The 21,169-nt window shown below is 42.9% G+C and carries 18 protein-coding genes; 11 read left to right on the top strand and 7 right to left on the bottom strand.

Annotated elements, in window-relative coordinates; genetic code table 11:
- The first annotated feature begins 414 nt into the window (after positions 1 to 414).
- The 11 genes from ABKW31_RS18545 to ABKW31_RS18595 all read left to right on the top strand — a co-directional run bounded on the left by ABKW31_RS18545 (position 415) and on the right by ABKW31_RS18595 (position 13,709).
- Positions 415 to 2,766: a TonB-dependent receptor gene (locus ABKW31_RS18545; protein WP_348618078.1), complete on the top strand. Its 2,352-nt coding sequence runs from the start codon at positions 415 to 417 to the stop codon at positions 2,764 to 2,766.
- A 7-nt stretch (positions 2,767 to 2,773) separates the two neighbouring features.
- Positions 2,774 to 4,915: an FAD-dependent oxidoreductase gene (locus ABKW31_RS18550; protein ID WP_348618079.1), complete on the top strand. Its 2,142-nt coding sequence runs from the start codon at positions 2,774 to 2,776 to the stop codon at positions 4,913 to 4,915.
- Between the two features lie 56 nt (positions 4,916 to 4,971).
- Positions 4,972 to 5,847: a DUF547 domain-containing protein gene (locus ABKW31_RS18555; RefSeq protein WP_348618080.1), complete on the top strand. Its 876-nt coding sequence runs from the start codon at positions 4,972 to 4,974 to the stop codon at positions 5,845 to 5,847.
- Positions 5,831 to 7,042, top strand: coding sequence for an ABC transporter substrate-binding protein (locus ABKW31_RS18560; protein WP_348618101.1), 1,212 nt, complete (start codon positions 5,831 to 5,833; stop codon positions 7,040 to 7,042). The genes ABKW31_RS18555 and ABKW31_RS18560 overlap by 17 nt, the downstream gene beginning before the upstream one ends.
- On the top strand, positions 7,018 to 8,667 hold the full coding sequence (locus ABKW31_RS18565; RefSeq protein WP_348618081.1) for an ABC transporter permease: 1,650 nt from the start codon (positions 7,018 to 7,020) through the stop codon (positions 8,665 to 8,667). Before ABKW31_RS18560 ends, ABKW31_RS18565 begins: the two co-directional genes overlap by 25 nt.
- On the top strand, positions 8,651 to 9,313 hold the full coding sequence (locus ABKW31_RS18570) for an ATP-binding cassette domain-containing protein (protein ID WP_348618082.1): 663 nt from the start codon (positions 8,651 to 8,653) through the stop codon (positions 9,311 to 9,313). Before ABKW31_RS18565 ends, ABKW31_RS18570 begins: the two co-directional genes overlap by 17 nt.
- Before the next feature lie 198 nt (positions 9,314 to 9,511).
- Positions 9,512 to 10,666 (top strand): endo-1,4-beta-xylanase, encoded by a 1,155-nt coding sequence (locus ABKW31_RS18575; protein WP_348618083.1) that lies wholly within the window; start codon positions 9,512 to 9,514, stop codon positions 10,664 to 10,666.
- 252 nt (positions 10,667 to 10,918) lie between these two features.
- Positions 10,919 to 11,161: a hypothetical protein gene (locus ABKW31_RS18580; RefSeq protein ID WP_348618084.1), complete on the top strand. Its 243-nt coding sequence runs from the start codon at positions 10,919 to 10,921 to the stop codon at positions 11,159 to 11,161.
- Positions 11,162 to 11,252: 91 nt separating this feature from the next.
- Complete coding sequence (locus tag ABKW31_RS18585) at positions 11,253 to 12,020, top strand: sugar phosphate isomerase/epimerase (protein WP_348618085.1); 768 nt, start codon at positions 11,253 to 11,255, stop codon at positions 12,018 to 12,020.
- Positions 12,021 to 12,196: 176 nt separating this feature from the next.
- Positions 12,197 to 12,817, top strand: coding sequence for a CDP-alcohol phosphatidyltransferase family protein (locus tag ABKW31_RS18590; protein ID WP_348618086.1), 621 nt, complete (start codon positions 12,197 to 12,199; stop codon positions 12,815 to 12,817).
- A 184-nt stretch (positions 12,818 to 13,001) separates the two neighbouring features.
- Positions 13,002 to 13,709 (top strand): DUF1499 domain-containing protein, encoded by a 708-nt coding sequence (locus ABKW31_RS18595; RefSeq protein ID WP_348618087.1) that lies wholly within the window; start codon positions 13,002 to 13,004, stop codon positions 13,707 to 13,709.
- Positions 13,710 to 13,826: 117 nt separating this feature from the next.
- On the opposite strand, the gene ABKW31_RS18600 is transcribed toward ABKW31_RS18595, so the two are convergent.
- The 7 genes from ABKW31_RS18600 to ABKW31_RS18630 all read right to left on the bottom strand — a co-directional run bounded on the left by ABKW31_RS18600 (position 13,827) and on the right by ABKW31_RS18630 (position 21,013).
- A complete protein-coding gene (locus ABKW31_RS18600) occupies positions 13,827 to 14,543 on the bottom strand; it encodes a transporter substrate-binding domain-containing protein (protein ID WP_348618088.1) in 717 nt (238 codons plus the stop codon).
- A gap of 201 nt (positions 14,544 to 14,744) precedes the next feature.
- Positions 14,745 to 16,634 (bottom strand): diguanylate cyclase, encoded by a 1,890-nt coding sequence (locus ABKW31_RS18605; RefSeq protein WP_348618089.1) that lies wholly within the window; start codon positions 16,632 to 16,634, stop codon positions 14,745 to 14,747.
- A gap of 274 nt (positions 16,635 to 16,908) precedes the next feature.
- A complete protein-coding gene (locus ABKW31_RS18610; protein ID WP_348618090.1) occupies positions 16,909 to 17,478 on the bottom strand; it encodes a hypothetical protein in 570 nt (189 codons plus the stop codon).
- Between the two features lie 145 nt (positions 17,479 to 17,623).
- Entirely contained in the window at positions 17,624 to 18,265 is a 642-nt protein-coding gene (gene grxB, locus ABKW31_RS18615; protein ID WP_348618091.1) for a glutaredoxin 2, read from the bottom strand.
- A gap of 26 nt (positions 18,266 to 18,291) precedes the next feature.
- Positions 18,292 to 18,630 (bottom strand): FKBP-type peptidyl-prolyl cis-trans isomerase, encoded by a 339-nt coding sequence (locus tag ABKW31_RS18620; protein WP_348618092.1) that lies wholly within the window; start codon positions 18,628 to 18,630, stop codon positions 18,292 to 18,294.
- Between the two features lie 15 nt (positions 18,631 to 18,645).
- Positions 18,646 to 19,512 carry a universal stress protein gene (locus ABKW31_RS18625; RefSeq protein ID WP_348618093.1) on the bottom strand — a complete coding sequence of 289 codons (867 nt, stop codon included), beginning with the start codon at positions 19,510 to 19,512 and terminating at the stop codon, positions 18,646 to 18,648.
- 10 nt (positions 19,513 to 19,522) lie between these two features.
- The gene (locus ABKW31_RS18630) at positions 19,523 to 21,013 is read right to left on the bottom strand and encodes a SulP family inorganic anion transporter (protein ID WP_348618094.1); all 1,491 of its coding nucleotides are present in this window, start codon (positions 21,011 to 21,013) and stop codon (positions 19,523 to 19,525) included.
- Positions 21,014 to 21,169 lie beyond the last annotated feature (156 nt).

The raw sequence follows: 21,169 nt of genomic DNA on the forward strand, positions 1-21,169 counted from the left end.
TTTTATTACAGAATATTATTTATTGATGCCAGATATACGTTAACTGACATATGATCACGGCAAATGACATAGAGTGTGAATAATATTTCAGTGCCACTGTCTGCCCGCAAGATGTTTAATTTGCTTAAGAAAGCCAAGGCCTTTTCGCTGAGAAAAAACTAAATATAGAATGTTTAGCTGTAAGTTAATCTTTTTTAGTTAAATACCGTTGTAATAAAACATGCGGCTAGTAGGTCTTTACCCATACTGCCTCGAAGAGGGCGCCTTGGACATAGTACCTGTGCGTTACCGTCTCTCAAAAGATGGACAAGATTATTTCAGGGCCTTGCCTTAGATTGCAGCCCCAGTCGCTCTTAATCTGTCATTTTGAGGGAGCATGGTTATAAAAACAGAATCATTTTTTAAGGAAAGAGTATGTCGATTTTACCGCGCGGCTTGTTAGTTAGCGCCAGTTTAGTAATGGCTGTTAACGCAGTTGCGCAAGAGCAAGATAAAAGTGTTGAACGAGTAACCGTTACGGGCTCTAGCCAGCCTGCTATAGTGATGTCACCTAAGAACGCGGTGATTGACGGTCCATTTGGCAAAGACAAAGGCCTGACGGATATTGCCCGTGCACTGACATCAATTTCTAGCGATATGTTAGAGCAGTTGTCTATTGATGACTTACAAGATGTGCTTATGCTGGTACCCAATACCTATTCTGCTAGTGGCTTTGGTGCGCCAAGTTTACCGACTATTCGTGGCCAGTTAGGTGAGTTGTTTCAACAAGGCATGCGTCGCCAAGCAGGTAATAACGGATTTGGCATTCCTTTATCCTTTAATAGTGTCGGTCAAATTGACGTTGTTAAAGGAGCGCCTTCAGTCATATTAGGTACCTCGCAGCGAAATGGCGGTTTTGTTAATTTAACCAATAAAGTGGCCACGTTGTCGGGCACCGATATAAAACTGCAAGCCAGTGCAGGCAGTTGGCAGCATTATCGTGGTCAAGTTGACGTCAATAGCGCGCTAGAAGAAGGTCAAAGTGGTATTCGCCTTAGTGCTGAATACATCGACAACGACAGTTATTACGATTTCAGCCAATACCAAAGTGAAGATTTATTTGTTGCTTATCGCTTATTACCTGACGATAAATCAAGCTGGGATGTCAGCCTTGAATATTATTATGTAGATTTTACCGATAACGCGGGTATTAACCGCCCAACGCAAAATCTGATTGATCATGGTTTGTACATTACTGGTCAAGGTGTGCAGCCCAATGGTTCAACCGTGCCCGGCTCGTTTGCTATTGTGTCGCCAACTGGCGAAGTAGCAATTCCGCGCAGCACGGTGTTAACCGACCCAGATAATATCAATAACGCCCGCACCTACGTATTACACAGCACCTACGAGCGCCAATTAAATGCGCTGCATACCTTTACCAATCGCAGTTATTTTCAGTATTTAGATCGTGAAGAAATCGCGCAAAATAGTTTTGTAGAAATTATCGATGGGGCTAAAACTGCACAAAACCGGGTTGAAATTAACTCAGCCTGGAGCGCTGATCAGCAAACCACTTGGGGAGTTGATATTCGTTACAACGATGTATTGGGCTACAGCCAGTTCACTACCGAAGCCGATTTACCCATTGATTTACTGGGTACCTTAGCCCAGCGGCGCATTGCGCTGACCGCTGCACAACAAGCTCGCCTAGTAGAGCTGCGTCCGGGTGTATTTGTATCCCCGGGGGCAAATTACGATATTAATAATGATGGTGTGAATGATTTTTCCCTGTCTGATACTACTGATTCCACTACCTGGCAAACGGGTCTATTTGCTCAGCAAGACAGTGACTGGAATGACATATTCAGCACCACTGTTGGCTTGCGCGCGGATCATTATGATGTGACTGCTCGAGATGCTATTGCGCCGCAAGGCCAAACTGCCGCGCAAGACCACTATAGCCAGTGGTTGTATTCAGGTTCAGCCAGCGCACGCCTTAAGATCAGTAGCGATAGTGTGACATATGCGACGTACAGTTATAATGAAGCAACGTCTAATAGTATGGGCGGCGGCACAGTGCTGGGAGCAGGTAATAAGATTAATCCGCTAAATTTCGCTACCGAAAACGAACTGGTGGAATTGGGCATTAAATACTCACCGGCACAGTCGCCTTGGTATGCAGATGCTTCGGTATTTGAGCAAAGTCGTAGTTTGCGAAACCGCGATGGCAGTAATACTGGCATTATCGCTAAAGGATTTGAGACACAAGTATATTATCAGGGCGACAGTATGTGGGCGAACTTAGCATACAGCTACCTTGATGCCCGTTATGACGACTCAGCCAGCGCCCAAGATTCACAACAAGTGGCTGATGCCTTTGACAACTCGCGGCCCGATATTATTCAAGGTACGGGCATCGGTGCGCCAAACTTTGCTGGTTTTGCCGCCTCAAACCAAAGGCTACAAGGCATACCACAGCAAACCGTTTCAGCCAGTGGCGGATATCAGATATTGGATAACTGGGATGTATCTGCGTCGGCTATTTATAGCAAAAGCTACCCGCTAGATTATTTAGCCACGGTGTTCATTCGCGACCAAATCACCCTAAACCTCAACACCAATGTGGCGCTGACAGAGCAAGCAAGTCTGCGTCTAGAAATCCATAATCTGACTGATGAGAAAAATTGGCAACCCGTATTTGAAGGTGGTTATTTTGGTTCAACCTTGGTTTTTCCTGAACTTCCGCGCTTTGTTCAGTTAAGCTACACCTACAAATTTAAGGCATAAATTCCATATGAATAGTAAAAGAATCATCTTAGTTGTCGTCATAGCCGCGCTTATTGCGAGCTTTTTCGTGTTTGATCTAAACCAATATCTCACCCTTGAAAGTTTAAAAAGTAATCAGCAAGATCTCGCTCAGTATATTCAAGCCAACTGGCTGGTGGCCTTTATTGGTTATTTAGTGATTTATGCCACGGCTACGGCCCTGAGTGTGCCTGGCGCGGCTATTTTGACTTTGGGTGCCGGCGCTCTATTTGGCTTTGGCTGGGGCTTGTTATTGGCGTCTTTTGCGTCAAGCATTGGTGCAACCTTGGCCTTTTTGGCATCGCGCTTTTTATTACGTGATTGGGTGAAAAACACCTTCTCGAAAAAACTCGAATCTATCGACAAAGGCATTGAAAGAGACGGTGCCTTTTACTTACTGAGCTTACGCTTAGTGCCTCTATTTCCGTTTTTTATCATCAACTTAGTCATGGGTGTGACCAGTATTAAAACCTTAACTTACTATTGGGTTAGTCAAGTGGGCATGTTGATAGGTACAGCCGTTTATGTGAATGCCGGTACGCAGTTGGTTGAAATAAATCAGTTGTCTGACATTATTTCAGGTGACTTGATCTTATCTTTTGTATTACTGGGCATATTCCCGCTGTTGGCTAAATTTATGCTAAGTGCTTTACAGCAACGTCGTGTTTACAAAGGCTGGAAAAAACCTAAAAAATTCGATCGTAATATGGTGGTGATCGGTGCAGGCGCGGCTGGATTAGTCACGGCTTATATTGCTGCAGCAGTTAAGTCTTCGGTGACCTTAGTTGAAAAACATAAAATGGGCGGCGATTGCCTAAATACTGGCTGCGTTCCTTCTAAAAGCTTATTACACGCCAGTAAATTAGCCCATATTCATCATACTTCGCAAAACGTGGGGGTAAACTATGCGGCGCCAAAAATTGATTTCGCCGCGGTGATGAACAAAGTGCACAGCGTAATTAAATCGATTGAGCCCCACGACTCGGTTGAACGTTATGAATCGCTTGGCGTTAAGGTTGTGATCGGCAGCGCGACCATTGTTTCCCCTTGGCAGGTTGATATTCAAACCGAAGACGGCGTGCAATCACTGACCACGCGTAATATTGTGATAGCCACCGGAGCCCGTGCTTTTGTGCCTAACATCCCTGGTTTAAAAGAAATCGATTATTTAACTGCTGATAATCTGTGGGAAATCCGCGAACAGCCAAAACGTTTAGTGGTGCTGGGGGGCGGGCCTATTGGCTGTGAACTGTCTCAAGCCTTTGCCCGTTTAGGCACGCAGGTGACGCAAGTTGAGCAGGGTGTGCAGATATTGAGTAAGGAAGACCCAGATGCCGCCAAATTGCTACAGATTCAACTGGAAAAAGACGGTGTTGATTTGCGCCTTAATACCAGTGCTGTAGGTGTTGAAAGCAGTAGTGATGGTCATGTTTTGTTGGTGGAGTTTGCCGGTCAGCAGCAACGTATCCCTTTCGATAAAATTTTAGTGGCCGTGGGCCGCCAAGCAAACTTAACGGGCTTTGGTTTAGAAAAACTCGGCATTGAAACCGACCGTACCGTTATTACCAATGACTTTTTACAAACTAAATATCCGAATATCTTAGCCGCCGGTGATGTTGCAGGTCCTTATCAGTTTACGCATACCGCCAGCCATCAGGCTTGGTATGCTGCGGTAAACGCCTTATTTCGGCCGTTTAAAACCTTCAAAGTTGATTACAGTGTTATTCCTTGGGCAACTTTTGCGGAGCCTGAAATAGCCACCGTTGGTTTAAATGAAACTTCAGCCAAGCAACAAGGTATTGAGGTTGAAGTTACTCGTTATGATATTGGCGGCTTAGATCGCGCCTTGGCTGATGATCATGCCCGCGGATTTGTGAAGGTGCTGACATCACCCGGTAAAGATAAAATATTGGGTGCCACTATTGTGGGCGCCAGTGCCGGTGAGTTATTAGCAGAATTTGTATTAGCCATGAAACATGGCCTCGGTTTAAACAAATTACTCGGCACTATTCATATCTACCCGACTATGGCTGAAGCCAATAAAAACGTGGCTGGAAACTGGAAAAAAGCCCATGCGCCGCAAAAACTTCTGGCCTTGGTTGAACGATTTCATACTTGGCGGCGAGGTTAAGGCGTAAGCCTTAGCTTATGTGGTTTATCGACAACAATAATTAAACAAGGAATACCATGAATACTCAAGCGAACATCGCTACCCAAGGCTTGAAAACTGTCATAAGTAGCTGTCTGCTCATTTTATTATTGGCGACTAAACTACAAGCTGCAGAGTTTGACCATCAGTACACAGCTTATGATGCTTTGCTCAAAGAGGTGGTCAAGGTCTCAGAAAATAAAAAGCAAACCCGTGTTGATTATCAACGACTAGCCATACATCCTGAAAGTATCGCTAAGATTTTGCAGGTGTTTTCTGCGGTCACTCAAACTCAATATGACAGTTGGGCGACTGAGCAAAAATTAAGTTTTTTAATTAATGCTTACAATGGTTTTACCATGCAACTGATTGTCAATAATTGGAGTCAATTTAAATTAGGCGAGGCTAGCTCGATCCGTGATCTGGGCAGCCTTTTTACCTCGGCTTGGGAAAAGAAGTTCTTTACCTTGTTGGGTAAAAAACACAACTTGGACGACATTGAGCATGAAATGATCCGTAAGTGGTTCAAGGAGCCGCGCATTCATGCGGCTTTAGTTTGCGCAGCGGTTTCGTGTCCACCACTGCGTGATGAAGCCTTTGTCGCCGAGCAATTATCTGAACAGCTAGAGAATCAAATGGAATTATTTTTAGCCGATAACAGTCGCAATGAAATCATCATAGCAAAGCACCGGGGACAAGCTTATCTGTCGTCGATTTTTAGTTGGTATCGAGGTGATTTTGAAAAAGGCGAGGGCGGATTCAACTCTTTGTATGATGTGCTCAACAAATATAGCGAAGCAATAGTAAAAGGCGATAAAGACGAACAAGCCCAGCGCAATGTATTAAAGGGCAATGATTTTCCAATTTTATTTAAAGACTACGATTGGCGCTTAAATGATGTGGCTAACTTTTAAATCACCCAAATTAATCAGTTCGGCTTTACTCTCTAAACGGCTAATGAGCCTGGGCTGTTTGTTGCTGTTGGCAATATCGCCCATTGCCTTGAGAGCGCAAGAAGTCATAAAGCCTGATCTTGCTCAGTTAGAAAACAGTGAGCAGTGGCAACAAACCCTAAGCCAAGCTCAGGGTGAAACCGTTTATTTTTATGCCTGGGGTGGTTCAAAACCGGTTAATGACTATTTGCGCTGGGCTGCCACAGAAATCGCCAGTCGTTACAAGGTGCGTTTACGCCACGTGAAAGTGGCCGATATCAGCGAAGCAGTGAGTCGCTTAAAAGCTGAAGATGGCAGTAAAAGTGCAATCGACCTGCTGTGGATAAACGGTGAGAATTTTAGTTATCTCAAAGAGCAGCAGTTACTGCTCGGCGAACTGTGGTCACACATTCCTAACAGCGCAATGCTTGCCACCCAACAACTGTCTTTGGTCAATGATTTTGGGGTAGCAATAGATGGCTTTGAAGTGCCCTGGGGAGTAGGCCAATTTAACCTGATGGCCGACGCCAAGGTATTTCAGCAAAATACGCTGACGCCCAGCAGTTTGCTGGCAGCTGCCAAGCAATACCCTGAGCGTATAACTTACCCGCGCCCGCCTGAGTTTCACGGCACGACATTTTTGAAACAATTGTTGGTGGCTTTAAGTCATAATGATCAACGCTTATTTGTCGCTGCAACTACCCAAGCACAAGCTGAACTATTGCCTTTGTTGTGGAATTACTTGGACCAACTCCATCCACTGACTTGGCAACAAGGTAAAGCCTTCCCCAGTTCCAACACTGAGCAGTTAGCTCTACTTCAACAACAGCAATTACTTATGGCAGTGAGCTTCAACCCTAACCAGTTGCTTAAAGAACAAAGTGAAAAAGGCCTGCCTGCATCTGCTGTGCGTGTGTATTTTGCGCAAGGTGCGATCACTAATAGCCATAATTTAGCCATTCCAAAAGGGGCACAAAGCCCAGCTGGCGCAAAAGTAGTGATTAACTTCTTGTTGAGTGAGTTGGCACAAAAGCACAAGCTTCAGGGCAGTTGGGGCGATCCGGCGGTCATTACGCCTTTATTAGATGAAGCCTCGACTTTGCCTGCCCAGCAAGAGTTGCATAGTTCTTGGCAACAAGTGATTGAAGATAAATGGCAACAAAAATACGGCGCTTAAGCCTGACCGCAGGCTGGTTGATTGTTACTCTTGTCGCCGGACTTCCTGTGTTTGGGGTGGTAGTGGGTTTATGGCCGTCGGTATCTATTTCATGGCAAGACCTGATGGTTTTTTTGGCCTACAACGGTTTAATAGTCTCTATTGCTAATACGCTTTTGTTATCTCTAGCGGCGCCACTGCTAGCATTTTATGTGGCTTTTATAGTGTACAGCCAATATCGCTTTAATCCTCGCTGGCAAGTCTTAGAAAAACGCTTGGCGCCTTTGTTGTCCTTGCCCCAACTCGCTGTTGCCCTAGGCTTGGTTTACCTATTTAGCTCAGGGGGCATGCTGTGGAGTGCTCTTTGGGGAGTATTCGGTCACTCAGCGCCAGACTGGCTTGGTTTACCCCGCAAAAGTCTGCTGACTATGGTCTTGGCTATTAGTCTTAAAGAAGTGCCGTTTTTCTTGCTTATACTCAGCGCACTGGGCCGCCAATTAGCCATTAAAGACTGGTTACTGCAAGGCCGTGCCTTAGGTTATAGCGAAGGAGCCAGTTGGTGGCTATTGATATTTCCCATTATGCTCAAGCAGTCACGTTTAGCACTTTTGGCTGCTATGGCCTATACCCTGTCGGTATTGGATGTCAGCTTACTCGTTGGGCCAAATATTCCCGAGCTTTACGCTGTGGTACTGTATAATTGGCAAACGGGGTTCAGCGCACTTGATCAGTCACAGGCCTTTATTGGTAATGTCGTTTTACTGGCAATGCTGGGTGTTTTAATCGCCGGTATTTATTTGCACGAATACTTGGCAGTAAGACGTTTAGGTATTTATGCAGTAATGGCTAATCCCCTTAAAATAACTAAGTTAAGTCGATTATTCACAATGTGGTTAGGTTTTTTTAGCCTGTTAAGTTTGGCTATTTTAATTGCTTTTTTGCTGTGGTCTTTAGGTTGGACCAATAATAGTGCTGGGAATACAATAAATTGGTCTTTTGCTTTGTGGCAAGATGAGTGGTACTTCATGCAAGGCCCATTGCTCAACAGCATAAATATTGCTTTTTTTAGCAGTGTCCTGGGTTTGGGGTTATGTATACTGGCATTGGAGCTACAGCAGCAAAGCCAACGTTATCTGCCAGATTATGTGTGGCTACTGGCCATATTATTACCGCAACTTAGTATGGTTTATGGTTGGCAAGTGACCCATAGCAGATTATCAGCTAGTTATAATAGTGCGTGGATTGTGCTGTCCCATTTACCCTTTACCTTTGCTTATAGTTACCTCGTAATGCGCGGGCCATTTCAAAGTCTAAACCGTCATTATGAACTGGTGGCGGCCAGTTTTGCTTATACCTATTGGCAACGCTGGTGGAAAATTCGCTTTATGTTACTGCGCCCCGCGCTGCTAAGTGCCTTGGCTATCGCCTTTTCGGTAAGCATTGCCCAATATATTCCTACCTTAATGTTGGGAGCAGGGCGTGTTACCACGATCACCACCGAAGCCGTAGCCATTGCCTCAGGCAATCAGCAAAGTATCACAGCGGTATATATGTTAGTGCAAGCGGTACTGCCCTTTATTGCCTTCTTAGTAGCCAGCATGCTGGCCCAACGTATGCGAGGAAGTTTCAATGCTGCGTATCAATAATTGCCGTATTAGTACTGAAAATGGGTCTATCGATTTACCCGATATCGCCTTAGACAGCGGTGAGCTCTTGGTACTAACTGGCCCAAGTGGTATGGGTAAGTCCACATTTTTACATTGGCTACTTGGCGACACAATTAAACACGCTAAGATCAGCGGAAATATTAGTCTTAATGATGTATCCCTCAATAGCCTCAAGATTGAGCAGCGCCGCATTGGCTTGTTAATGCAAGATGTACATCTGTTCCCTCATTTAAATGTAGTAGATAACATCTGCTTTGCCTTACCGCACGGTATTCAGGGCGGCAATGGCAAAGACTTAAATAAAGCTCAGCGTCGAGAGACAGCACTGGCGATGTTAAACAAGATTGATATGGCTTATGTGGCTGGGCACTATCCTGAGCAACTCAGTGGCGGTGAACGTTCCCGAGTCGGCTTAGTGAGAGCATTGGCCAATCAACCACAGGCCTTACTGATGGATGAACCCTTTGCTGCCCTTGATCCCCTAACCTGTGAACAAGTTAGCGAGTGGGCGTTTGGAGAGTTGCAACAGCAAGGCGTGCCCAGCATTATGGTCAGTCATGATATCAACAACATACCAGCAAAGGCCCAACACCTTGATTTAGCGAAGTATTATCGCCGTTTATAAATCACAGACTGTGTATTGTTACTTTAGTATTTAATCCAAACACTGGTAGTTTAATTGGTATACAGGAATGTCTTGTTTAGTGTGCATTGATTGGTATTGGAAATATCATAATGGAGAAACCATAGATCAAATTGAATTGAAAACTACTTTGGTTACAATCCACCCCATCATAATTTCAAAAAAAGTATGGGAAGGTGTATGCATAAATATAAGGTATCTCTTTTGGCTTTGCTGGCGGCTGTAGCAATAGGCACTAGTAGTTGCTCCGATGAAAAGGCCAAACAACCTGAAATTAAGCCAAAGTTCACAACTCTAAAAGAAGCTTATGCAGATAAGTTTTTGGTGGGCGCCACCATCGGCGCATCTATGTTCTCTTCGTCTGATAGTAAGTCCTTAGCCTTAGTCGAGAAAAACTTCAGTGCCATCACCCTTGATAACGACATGAAGTGGGAAAGGATCAATCCTTTACCCGGCCAATATGAATTTGAGATTGCAGACAAATTCGCCAAGCTAGGTGTTGATAAAGGCATCACCACAGTGGGCCACGTTTTATTTTGGCACAGCCAAACTCCTGATTGGGTATTTAAGGATGACCAGGGTAAGTTGTTAACGCGCGAAGCCTTGCTCGAGGTTATGCGTGAGCGAGCCAAAATGTTTGCCTCTCGCTATGGCGACAGAGTCAAAATTTGGGACGTAGTGAATGAAGCAATTGAAGATGACGGCAGCTTAAGAAAATCACTCTACAACCAAATTATCGGTGACGATTTTATCGAACAAGCCTTCATTATTGCCGATCAAGAAATGCCAAAAGATACCACCTTACTCTATAACGACTACGGCATGGATAGAACGGGCCGCAGAGCAACCGTAATCGCTATGGTTAACGACTTTAAACAACGTGGTGTGCGTATCGACGGTATTGGTCTGCAAGGCCATTGGGGAATGGATGAGCCTTCAGCAGAAAAAATTGATGAAACGCTCGGCCTCTATGCAGCCACCGGACTACGTCTACACATTACTGAGCTAGACGTTGACTTTCTTGGCCGTGACGGACTAACAGGCGCCAATGTAGAAATCGAAAAACTACAGGCGACGCCTGAAAACAACCCTTACCCTGATGCTAACTTCCCTGTAGAAGCGGATGAACAGCTAGGCAAGCGTTACCAAGCTATTTTCAAACAATTTATAAAACATCACAAAAGTATCGATCGTGTCACGTTTTGGGGAGTAACCGATGGTGACTCGTGGTTAAACGGATGGCCGGTCGCAGGTAGAACCAACTATCCATTGTTGTTTAACCGTGATGGTTCAGCGAAAAAAGCCCACGATGCAGTGGTCGAATTAGTAAATTAAAAATTGCAGTTAGTTGCAGTTAATTTGAATATTCAACAAGGCCTAAGCAACACGCTTAGGCCTTGTTAACTTCCCGCCTAAATAAACAACCACAGATAACCATGTAAAGCGTGATAAAAAAAGATGTCACCTGATGTGTGCAATTATTTTCTTGTTGGCGCGGTCTTAATGTTGGCCATTAACATCAATGCTTTAACCTAATATAAAAATAAATAACAGGTCAGAGACATTAGAATTATAACGTCGATAATATTGATTTTTCTTAGCGAGCCTTACATCAATGCCCAGGATTATATCGGATCCCAAGCTGAGCGCTTGCATCAATACGCAGGACATTGGGTCAGTAGCGAACACGCTGGGACCGATAGTGTTGGCACATTTCCAGCTATTAAGATGAACAATATTTCAATAATGGAAAATCAGTCCATGCAAGTGGAAGTAATGCAATATCAAAATGGCGAATACAAAACCTTGCTTACGGAATTGATTGGTTAAGACTCGAAAAGTGAGCAAATTATCGCTTTAGGGCAAAATCAACAAGGGACGTTTTTCATCTGAAACTAAATGGAAAATGCAAGATGTGGATATGCTAGGAAATTTTTATTTGGTAGTGGAATTTAACTTTCAAAGCCCTACCAATGTATTACTTGAAGGGTTTGATGAATTAGGCAAAAGTCTTTGGTCAACCCGCTATATCAAAACTATTCCTAAAGTTAAAAATTTTGGTATTCAATTGGTTTCTGTCCATCAGCAAATGTTGCAAGATCCGTTTGGAACCCTGCGTGAATTAAGCAGAATGGGTTATAGCTATGTAGAAACCTTTGTTTACGACAAGGGGACTTTTTATGGCATGTCACCCACGGAATTTCGTCAGGTGGTGGAAACCAACGGCTTGCAATTTTTAGGCTCTATGACATTCCATGATCTGCCTGCCGATGGTGATTGGGAAACGGCTTTGCAATGGTGGTCGCTTAACATAGATGACCATGTAAAGGCCGGTGTGAAATATTTAACAACGTCCAATAATCAACTCAAATCCGTAAAAACCACAGCAGAATTGCAACGCTATAGCGAATATTGCAATGCGATAGGGAAATTATGCCGCGAAAAGGGCATTACTTTCGCTTTCCACAATCATGCTGATGAGTTTGCCTTGGTTGAAAACTCACGTATCTGTGATTATTTTTTGGAAAATACCACTCCTGAATACGTTTACTTCCAAGCCGATATATATTGGATGGAAATGGCTGGCGTGAAAGCGGTAGATTATTTTAAAAAACACCCACAGCGATTTTTGAGTTGGCATATCAAGGATTATAAAGAATTGGGTGCAAGTGGAAAATTGATTGGCTGAATTTATTTAATCATGCCGAATTTGCAGTACCAAAATATAGGGTTGCCGAGGTGGAGGATTATTCTTATCCGCCAATGTATAGTGTGCACTTAGCGTGGGAGTATTTATATGCAATACCTTTCAATACGCTAATTCATCATAATTAGACTCTAGTGACTTATTAAACAAGGTAAACCATGATTGACCCTCTACTAAATCGGCTACTGAAAAAGCCACTGTGCAGCCTAGCTAAACATTTAATTAAGCATGGAGTGAGTGCCGATACTGTCACCTTGCTGGGCTTTATACTGGGTATATTTGCGGTGCCGGCTATTATTTTTGGTTACTACATACTCGCCTTGTGTTTGATTTTACTGAATCGGCTGGGGGATGGCCTTGATGGCGCAATTGCCAGAGAAACTTCGCCTTCAGACGCCGGCGGTTTTTTAGATATTACTCTGGATTTTATTTTTTACTCGGCCATCGTATTTGCTTTTGTGTGCGCTGAACCTAGCCAAAATGCGGTTGCTGGAAGTTTTTTAATGTTGTCGTTTATGGGCACTGGCGGCAGCTTTTTAGCTTTTGCAATTATGGCCAGTAAACACGGTATCGAAAGCCCCAAGTATGCGCAAAAAAGCCTGCATTATATGGGCGGACTCGCCGAGGGTTTTGAAACCATCTTGGTGTTATGTTTATTCTGCCTTCTGCCCGAGCATTTTGTGCTGATCGCTAGTGTATTTGCGCTGATTTGTTGGGTCACAGCTATCATCCGCATTTGGGTCGGTTACCATACCTTACGAGTGTTTAAGAGCGCTTAATCTTAGGTGTATTTTGCAGTTTATTTACAGCCAAAACGCATTTTACTGACTTATGCCAAGGCATAACTAATTAAAAATAGTAGTCTAAAATCTGTTACTGCTAGTATTAGTTGGTTCATATATGATGAGTTAACAAAGTGAATTACTAAAATTTATTGATTATAAAAAGAACGGAGAACACCTTATGAAAACCTTGGTTAGCCTAATTAGTTTGTTGGCAATTTTACTTGTCGCTTTACCCGGTCCACTCTACAAATACGAAATACTAGATTTAGGTACTGCATTTTTAGGCTTGCGATATAGTGTATATGTGGGCATCGCGGCTTTAGTGCTATTGCTCGTGCAAGTCATTTTTATGCGCAAAAATATCAGTTGGCTCACCGCTGGCGTGTCGGCCTTGGTCGCTATTATTGCCATAGGATTGCCGGTCAGCATGATGAACAAAGCGAAATCAGTGCCGCCCATCCATGATATTTCAACTGACTTGATCACTCCGCCTGATTTTGTGGCTATTGCCGCCTTACGCGCTAATGCGCCAAATCCAGCAGAATACGCCGGTGAAGAAACTGCCAAGCAACAGCGTGAAGCCTATCCACAACTCACCACGCAAAAGTATTCGCAAAGCGCAGATCAAGTATTTGATGCAGCACAAGCAGCGGTAGAAGATTCTGGCTGGGACTTGGTGAATGCGAATAAATCATTGGGCATTATCGAAGCGACAGATACCACCGCTTGGTTTGGTTTTAAAGATGATGTAGTTATTCGTATCAGCGATACGGGTGAAGAGCGTTTCCTTGATATTCGCAGTAAATCGCGTGTAGGTAAAAGCGACTTAGGTAAAAATGCTGAACGTATTCTTACCTTAATTGATAACATTAATCTAAAGTTATAATGCTATAGAAGTCGCTTTTCAGTCCCTTGTAAAAACGCCCGGACTTATCATCTCGGGCATTTTTATTGATGCTGCTTTTGAGTGACTTAGCCAATTAATTGCTGTGATTGTAGCGTCTTAAGGTTGTTTTATTGCTTGGTCAATCAGAGTCATAATGTAGTTCACATCATATTTATGTGCAAATTGACTGGAAAAAGCAAGATAAGAGGGTGAAGGATCTTTGTGCATAGCAAATAAATGAAAACGCTGCTCGAGTTCCAACCTTTTAATGGTGGTTAAGGCAATATCGCCATCGCTGGCCACGAGATCGATTTTGCTTTGGGCCAACATTAGCAACGCTTCATCAAGTTTTGTCGTTTCATACACCGATAATTTACCTTGTTTTACCAAGCTGTCAAACTCATCATCGACCAAGACTAAGCGTGTTTTGCCTATAATTTTTTCAGGGCTAATTTGCTTGAGTTGGGTAAATTCGAAATCATCTTCTAACCGTTTAATGATAACACTGGGACTAAAACGATAAAAAGGCAGTGCGGGGTAAACCAAGAATTGAGCGCGTTCTTTCGACCAAAGTGTGGGCATGATGGCGTCGATACTGCCTTTTTTAACTTCATTTATTGCACGCCCCCAAGGCATGATAAAAACATTAATTTTCATGCCTGTTTGTGCTTGTACTTTATTCAGCATATCGATAAACAAGCCTTCAGGCTGCTTATTTTCAGCAAGATAAACGTAAGGCGGTAATTCGGCTGTAGCAACAGAAAATTCAATAAATCTTTCTTTTGCTTGTAGTGAAAAGCCAGCAAAAAAAAGTAGCAGTAATAATCTTGGCATTTTGTTCCAGCGATTGATAAGAGGGTCCTGCAGAGATTTTTTTAATCGATTCATTCGGAAATCAAATTGTGTGGACAACGTCTAAAACAGTCACTGACTCTATTCAGAAGAGTATTTCCAACTCATTTGCAGATTGAGTCGCACATTTTATACACAAAAAGCCAAGAAAACAAAGTAATCAATATACCTTTGCCCCAATAATCAGAATACTATCGCTTGATTACGGCCGCCAGTTTTTGCGGCATAAAGTGCTCTATCTGCTTTTAATAGCAGCTCAGTTAAGTTTGTTTCCTGCTGATAACTTACTACTCCAGCGCTTGCTGTTAGGCTTAAGTCGTTTGAAATCAATGACCATTCATACTGCTCAATCGAGGTTAACAGTCTATTAGCGATAGCTAGAGCAATATCTATTTGGGTATTAGGCAGTAAAATCATAAACTCTTCCCCGCCAACTCGGCCAACAATGTCGTCGCTTCGAATGATTTCAGATGCAATGTTAGCGAGGCAAACTAAGACCTGATCACCAATATCATGACCCAATTTATCATTAACCAGTTTAAAGTTATCCGCATCAAAGGAGATTAACGAGAACGCCGTTTGGTTTTTCTTGCTCAGTGCAAAGCATTGCTCAGCCCGTAAGTAGGTTTCGCGTCGATTAGCAATTTTGGTTAGTTCATCCGTAAAAGCGAGTTTTTTAAACTGGTGTTTACCGTGCCTTTGTTTATAAGCAAATATCGATACCATAACGAGGATTATAAGGACTAATGCGATAATAATGACTTTCATCGTTGCATTACGTTTTAACATGCTCAATTGTGTTTCTTTATCTTTTGCACGCTGTAACAGCAAAGTATTTTCATGTTTAATTCTATCGGTATCGAAGCGAGTTTGTAACTCGGCTTTTAGTTTGCTCAGCACACCTTTATCTTGCTCTAAATGCACATCAAGATGATTTTTTAAAGCAAAGTAGGCATCTTGCCAATTTTGGCTTGCTGCATAAACCTTACTTCTAAGTAAATGTGCGTCACTGAGGCTACGTTGATTCTTTTCTGTCAAAAAGGCATTTTCAGCCTTATCTAAGGCGTCTAAACTGGCAGGGTAATCTTCAAGTTTAAATTGGGCATTAGCTAAATAAAGTTGCAAAAAACTATAGGGAGCATTGTATTCAGGCGTGATGATATTCTGTGCCTGTTGCAGTAGCTCCAGTGCTTGGCTGTATTGGCCCAATGTGATTAGATTATTTGCGATACTCACGGACATATCAGCTGCAATTACGGGCTGTTTTTCGATTAAAAATTGCTGGCTTGCTAAATAACGGGCGTTAGCCTCATTTAACCGATCTAATTGCTCTAAGGACGAGGCAATTTGCATGTTGAGGTAATTGGCTTCAAATGTCTTGCCTTGATCTTTATAAATAGCTTCCAACTGTAATTGATACTTTAAGGCAGTTTTGGCATCACCAAAGCGCCGGTAGCTTGCGGCTAATTCACCTAAATTTAGATTGGCCCAATAGCTTAATTGAACAGATTCATAATAATCTTGTGCCGCTAATAAATCTTCAAGTGATGCAGAGTAATTACCTTGATAAGAATGCAGAGCGCCTCGTTGACTGCGTCCAAGGGCAATCAATAACGGAGCTTCAATGTCGTAGGCTTGGTCAATCGCCGTGGTTAAATCTTGTAAAGTCGTCTCAACTTGACCTAATAATCGTTGATAACTTGTTTTACATATTGCTAAGTCAATCGTTATTTCTGATGGCGTCTGGGCGCTATAAAGTTGCAGTTGTTCATTTGCGTAAGCTATGGCTTGGCTAATCTGTTCATTGGTTTCGGTTTTCTGATTCCAACATGTTAAACGCACATATTCTTTTTGACGCACTAGGTCGTCGCTGGCAATAACACGTTTTAATTCATTCAGTAAGTTATCTGCTTCCTGAGGTGAAGCAGCTTGGTCTGTTTTGAATAGTGTAATGATTGCATCAGCGCGTTTGTTCTGATTGGCGTTAACTAAAGAGCAGAAAAAAACACTGATGTAACTCACAACAATTAAAAAAGTGGCAATGCGCTGTTTAATTAACAAAAAGTGGGACATGTATTGGACGTTACTTCACTGTATTTAGGGCTCAACCGGAGGAGGAGCATGATACATTTTGTAATGCGGAAATTGTATTAAATTTTACAGTGAAATAAGTCCGTATAATTAAAACTAAATACCGTCAAAGACGAACAAATAATTAGCGCCATGGCTATGCACTGAAATACAGTGTCAGAGTATCGCAATACAAACAGCGTTAGCTTGAGCTTTAAGGGACTATAAGCCTACAAAAACTCTGCGTCGGTGGTGACTTTTTATATAATTGTTATGCTCAAGGCAGGTAAAAGCTGTGTTGGGGCGATTCCCAGCATAGTGTGAGTGAGTCAGCACGATAAATCAGTTTACAAGATAAGCCATTATTCGGCAGCTCAAAGTGGCCATATTGGACTATCGCTTGCGTCTTATTTTGTTGATAACACTGGGCAAATTGCCTTAGCTCTAACGAATGTATCAAACCCAGATAATTGGGCTGTAACCAACTGAATACATCCATATTCCACTTATCAGTGTTGGCTTGTTCGCTGAGTGTTGTTAGTTCGCCCAGATTATTTTTAATCACCAAGCGTTGATGCTCAACTTCAAGTACGTATTCATCCTCTCTCAGACCGAGTTGGCGGTAGTAAGCAAGCAAGCGTTGCAGTAGTTGCTTAGTTTCCAACAGCATGTAGTCATCAACTTGTGTTAAAAAACAGGTCCTTGTGAGTGACCGTCTTAACGATAAAGTCGGCATGAGTTTATCGAGTACTTCGGCCCGTCCAGTGGTAATTTGGTGGATACTCAAACTGTTTGGCTTTAAAGCATGCTCAATTAAAATTGGTGCACAGGGTGATAGTTTATACACAGAAAACTCAATAATAAGAATGACTGTGTAGTGATTAGCAGTGTTTATGCCATTGATAATATATGCTTTATTATCAATGGTTTAAAATGCTTTTCCAGAGATTATTGAGCCCAGTCAGCTAAATGCCAAAATAATGACAGCTAGGCTAAATTGCCTTGGCAAAATAAAGCTCAGTCTTAGTGAGAGCGGCGATATGTTCCATATAGTGCTTGATAGCAGCGGGAAAAACTAAGCCTTTGACCATGCTCAGATTTCGTAGGTTTGGATAAACTAATACATCATCCATGCTCAGTGTCTGGCTAATAGGCAGTATGGGTAATTTGGCCAAAACAGTGTTGACTATTACTAGGTGTCGAGCCGATGTTTCCATTGCCATGTCAAAGCTCATATCGATCATCTTTTCTTTTTTAGCTTGAAAATAATCTTTAGCAGATTGCGTGGCAAACTCGGGTAGCCCTAACATAATAGTGCGCGGGTAGGTCAAAATGCGTGTAGAGGTTTTGACAGCGACAAACAGTGTATCAATATCATCGCTAAGCACTTTGGCTGTAATAATTTTATTGTTATCACCCTGTTCATCAAGTTTGGCCACAATATCTAAACTTTCGCCTATGGCTGAGCCGTCTGCAAATTGTAAAATGGGTACCATCTTGGCATTCAACAAATCAAAGCAGGTTTGCTCATCATCATTGAGCAAATAGACTTTTTCATGTTGAAGGTTTTTATAATTCGCCACCATGTCAACGCGAACACAATAAGGACAGTGGTGATATTGATAAATTTTCATAATAAATACCTGTTTATTGCTTGGTTTTACTCTCTATTGAGCACTTCAAGCAGTTCTATTTCAAACATTAAGTCGGCATTGGGCGGTATCATGCTGCCAATTTGGCGTTCGCCATAAGCCAGCTCAGCAGGTACCCACAATTTGCGTTTACCGCCTGCTTGCATACCCTGTAAGCCGAGTACCCAACCTTGAATTACGCGTTTATTACTTAGTACAGTTTGAAAGGGCGTCGCGTTTTTGTAAGACGAATCGAACTCCGTTCCGTCTTCTAGCCATCCGCGATAATGGGCGGTAATTAAGGCGCCGCGTTTCACCGCGTCACCAGTACCCACAAAGATGTCTTCAATTTTGACGTCGTTGCTCATGTTTATGAATCGCTTTTAACGTAATACGATTAAAGGGCTAACACTGCGTTCTATCATGCCAATGGTATTGCTACCTAAAAACAACTGGCGAATTTTTGAATGAGCAAAGGCACCCATTACTAATAAGTCGATTGCATTTTGTTGTTGGTAGTTTTGCAGAGAATCAAAAATGTTGCCTTCAAGCAAAGAAGCCGTCACTTTAAAGCCTTGCTCCTTTAAGCGGCTTTCAGCGGCGGCCAATTTTTCAGCTTGAGCCGATTCATTGTTACGTACCATGACCAAGTGGCACTCAAGTCCGTTTAATAAACCACCGCAAATAATCTTATCAATCGCTTTGTCAGCTGTTGCGCGACCGTCGTAGGCCAACATAAAATTCTGTGGTTGTTTAAAGGTGCTTGGCACAACAAATAAGGGGGTATGAACGGTACGCAGTAATGATTCAATGTGTGATCCCAAAATCTTGAACTTGGCTTTGTTTTGTTTGGCATCGTGGCCCTCGCCATCTCGACCTACAATCATTAAACGGGCATCGTCTTCTAGTTCAGCAATGGCGTCGATTACATCACCATGACGTTGTTTTTGTTCAATATCAACAATGCCAAGGCGGCTAACGTGGTCGGCAGCAGCAGCCAACATTTCTTTACCGTGACTTAGGGCTAACTTGCCCCGTTGCTCGTCAAGGGCAGCCATTTCCGCCAGTAGTTTACTCCGAGCACCCAAACCAATGGCACCGCTTAAGTCATCGGCCCCATGCTGCTGAGGACGTTCGATAGTATGCAAAAACAAGATAGGTTTATTTAATCGTTTGGCCGACCATGCTGCGGCTTCACAGATGGCACTGGTAACAACAGAACCATCAATACAGGCTATTATTTTATTCATATTATTCTCCCTAGTGCTCGCCCATTAGTTTTTCAACTTCAGCCGGATCGTTATGTACACCGAATTTGTCTACTACGGTTGCAGTCGCGTCGTTCATGCCCACTAATTCAACTGAGGCTCCTTCACGGCGAAATTTAATCACCACTTTATCTAAGGCCGATACTGAGGTGATATCCCAAAAATGCGCTTGCGATAAATCAATTTTGACCTTTTCAATCGCCTCTTTAAAGTCAAACGAAGCGGTAAATTGTTCAGATGAGGCAAAAAATACTTGGCCAATAACCTTGTAAGTACGCAGTTCGGTTTGTTCGCCATTGTCGTTTTTAACCACCATAAAACGGCCAATCTTATTGGCAAAGAAGAGGGTCGCTAACAGAACGCCAACCAATACACCCAAGGCTAAATTGTGGGTAAATACCACCACTATAACCGTGGCTATCATCACAATACTGGATGATTTGGGGTTTTTCTTAAGGTCGGTAATCGAGGTCCAAGAAAAGGTACCAATTGATACCATGATCATTACTGCAACCAGTGCTGCCATGGGGATCTGTTTGATCCAATCATCCAAAAAAACCACCATAATGATTAAAAATAAACCTGCTGTGAAGGTTGATAAACGCCCGCGGCCCCCAGATTTTACATTGATAATCGACTGTCCAATCATGGCACAACCGGCCATACCACCCAATAGTCCAGCACCGATATTGGCAATACCTTGACCTTTACATTCTTGATTACGATCGCTGGTGGTATCGGTAAGCTCATCTACTATGGTTTCTGTCATCATCGACTCAAGTAAACCCACCACCGCCAAACCAATAGAGTAGGGTAAAACAATCAACAAGGTTTCTATATTAAGCGGTACATCTGGCCATAAAAAAATAGGTAGGGTATCGGGTAAGTCACCCATATCACCAACGGTACGAATATCCAGTCCTAGGATTATTGCAATGGCAGTTAGCGACACAATACACACCAAGGGCGAAGGAATAGACTTGCCAATAATAGGCAAATAAGGGAATAAATAAATCACGCCTAAACCCGCTATGGTCATAGCATATACATGCCAAGTTACGTTAGTTAACTCGGGCAATTGCGCCATAAAAATAAGAATGGCCAAGGCATTTACAAAGCCCGTGACCACCGAACGCGAAACAAAGCGCATTAAACCACCGAGCTTTAAATAGCCCGCCATAATTTGCAGCACCCCTGTCAGCAGCGTTGCTACCAGTAGATATTGCAAGCCGTGATCTTTTACTAAGGTCACCATTAATAAAGCCATCGCGCCGGTTGCCGCAGAAATCATACCCGGACGACCTCCGACAAACGCAATAATTACCGCGATACAAAAAGAGGCGTACAAACCCACTTTGGGGTCAACACCCGCAATAATCGAAAAAGCAATGGCTTCAGGAATTAATGCTAGTGCTACAACGGTTCCGGCGAGTAAGTCTCCTCGCACATTTGAGAACCACTCAAGTTTAAATTTATCGAACATGGTTTACCTTGTGTTATCCAAAATAGTTGCATTTACCTCTGCATCGACACGATGTGAGGTAAGGCGTTAATACAATTCAATGTAAAAGTTTACTGAGCCATGTTTATTGCAACTGGTCAGAATGAAGACGGCACACCGTTTTAAGCGTTACTATCG

It is taken from the genome of Paraglaciecola sp. 25GB23A (assembly GCF_040012495.1).
Classification (GTDB): Bacteria; Pseudomonadota; Gammaproteobacteria; order Enterobacterales; family Alteromonadaceae; genus Paraglaciecola.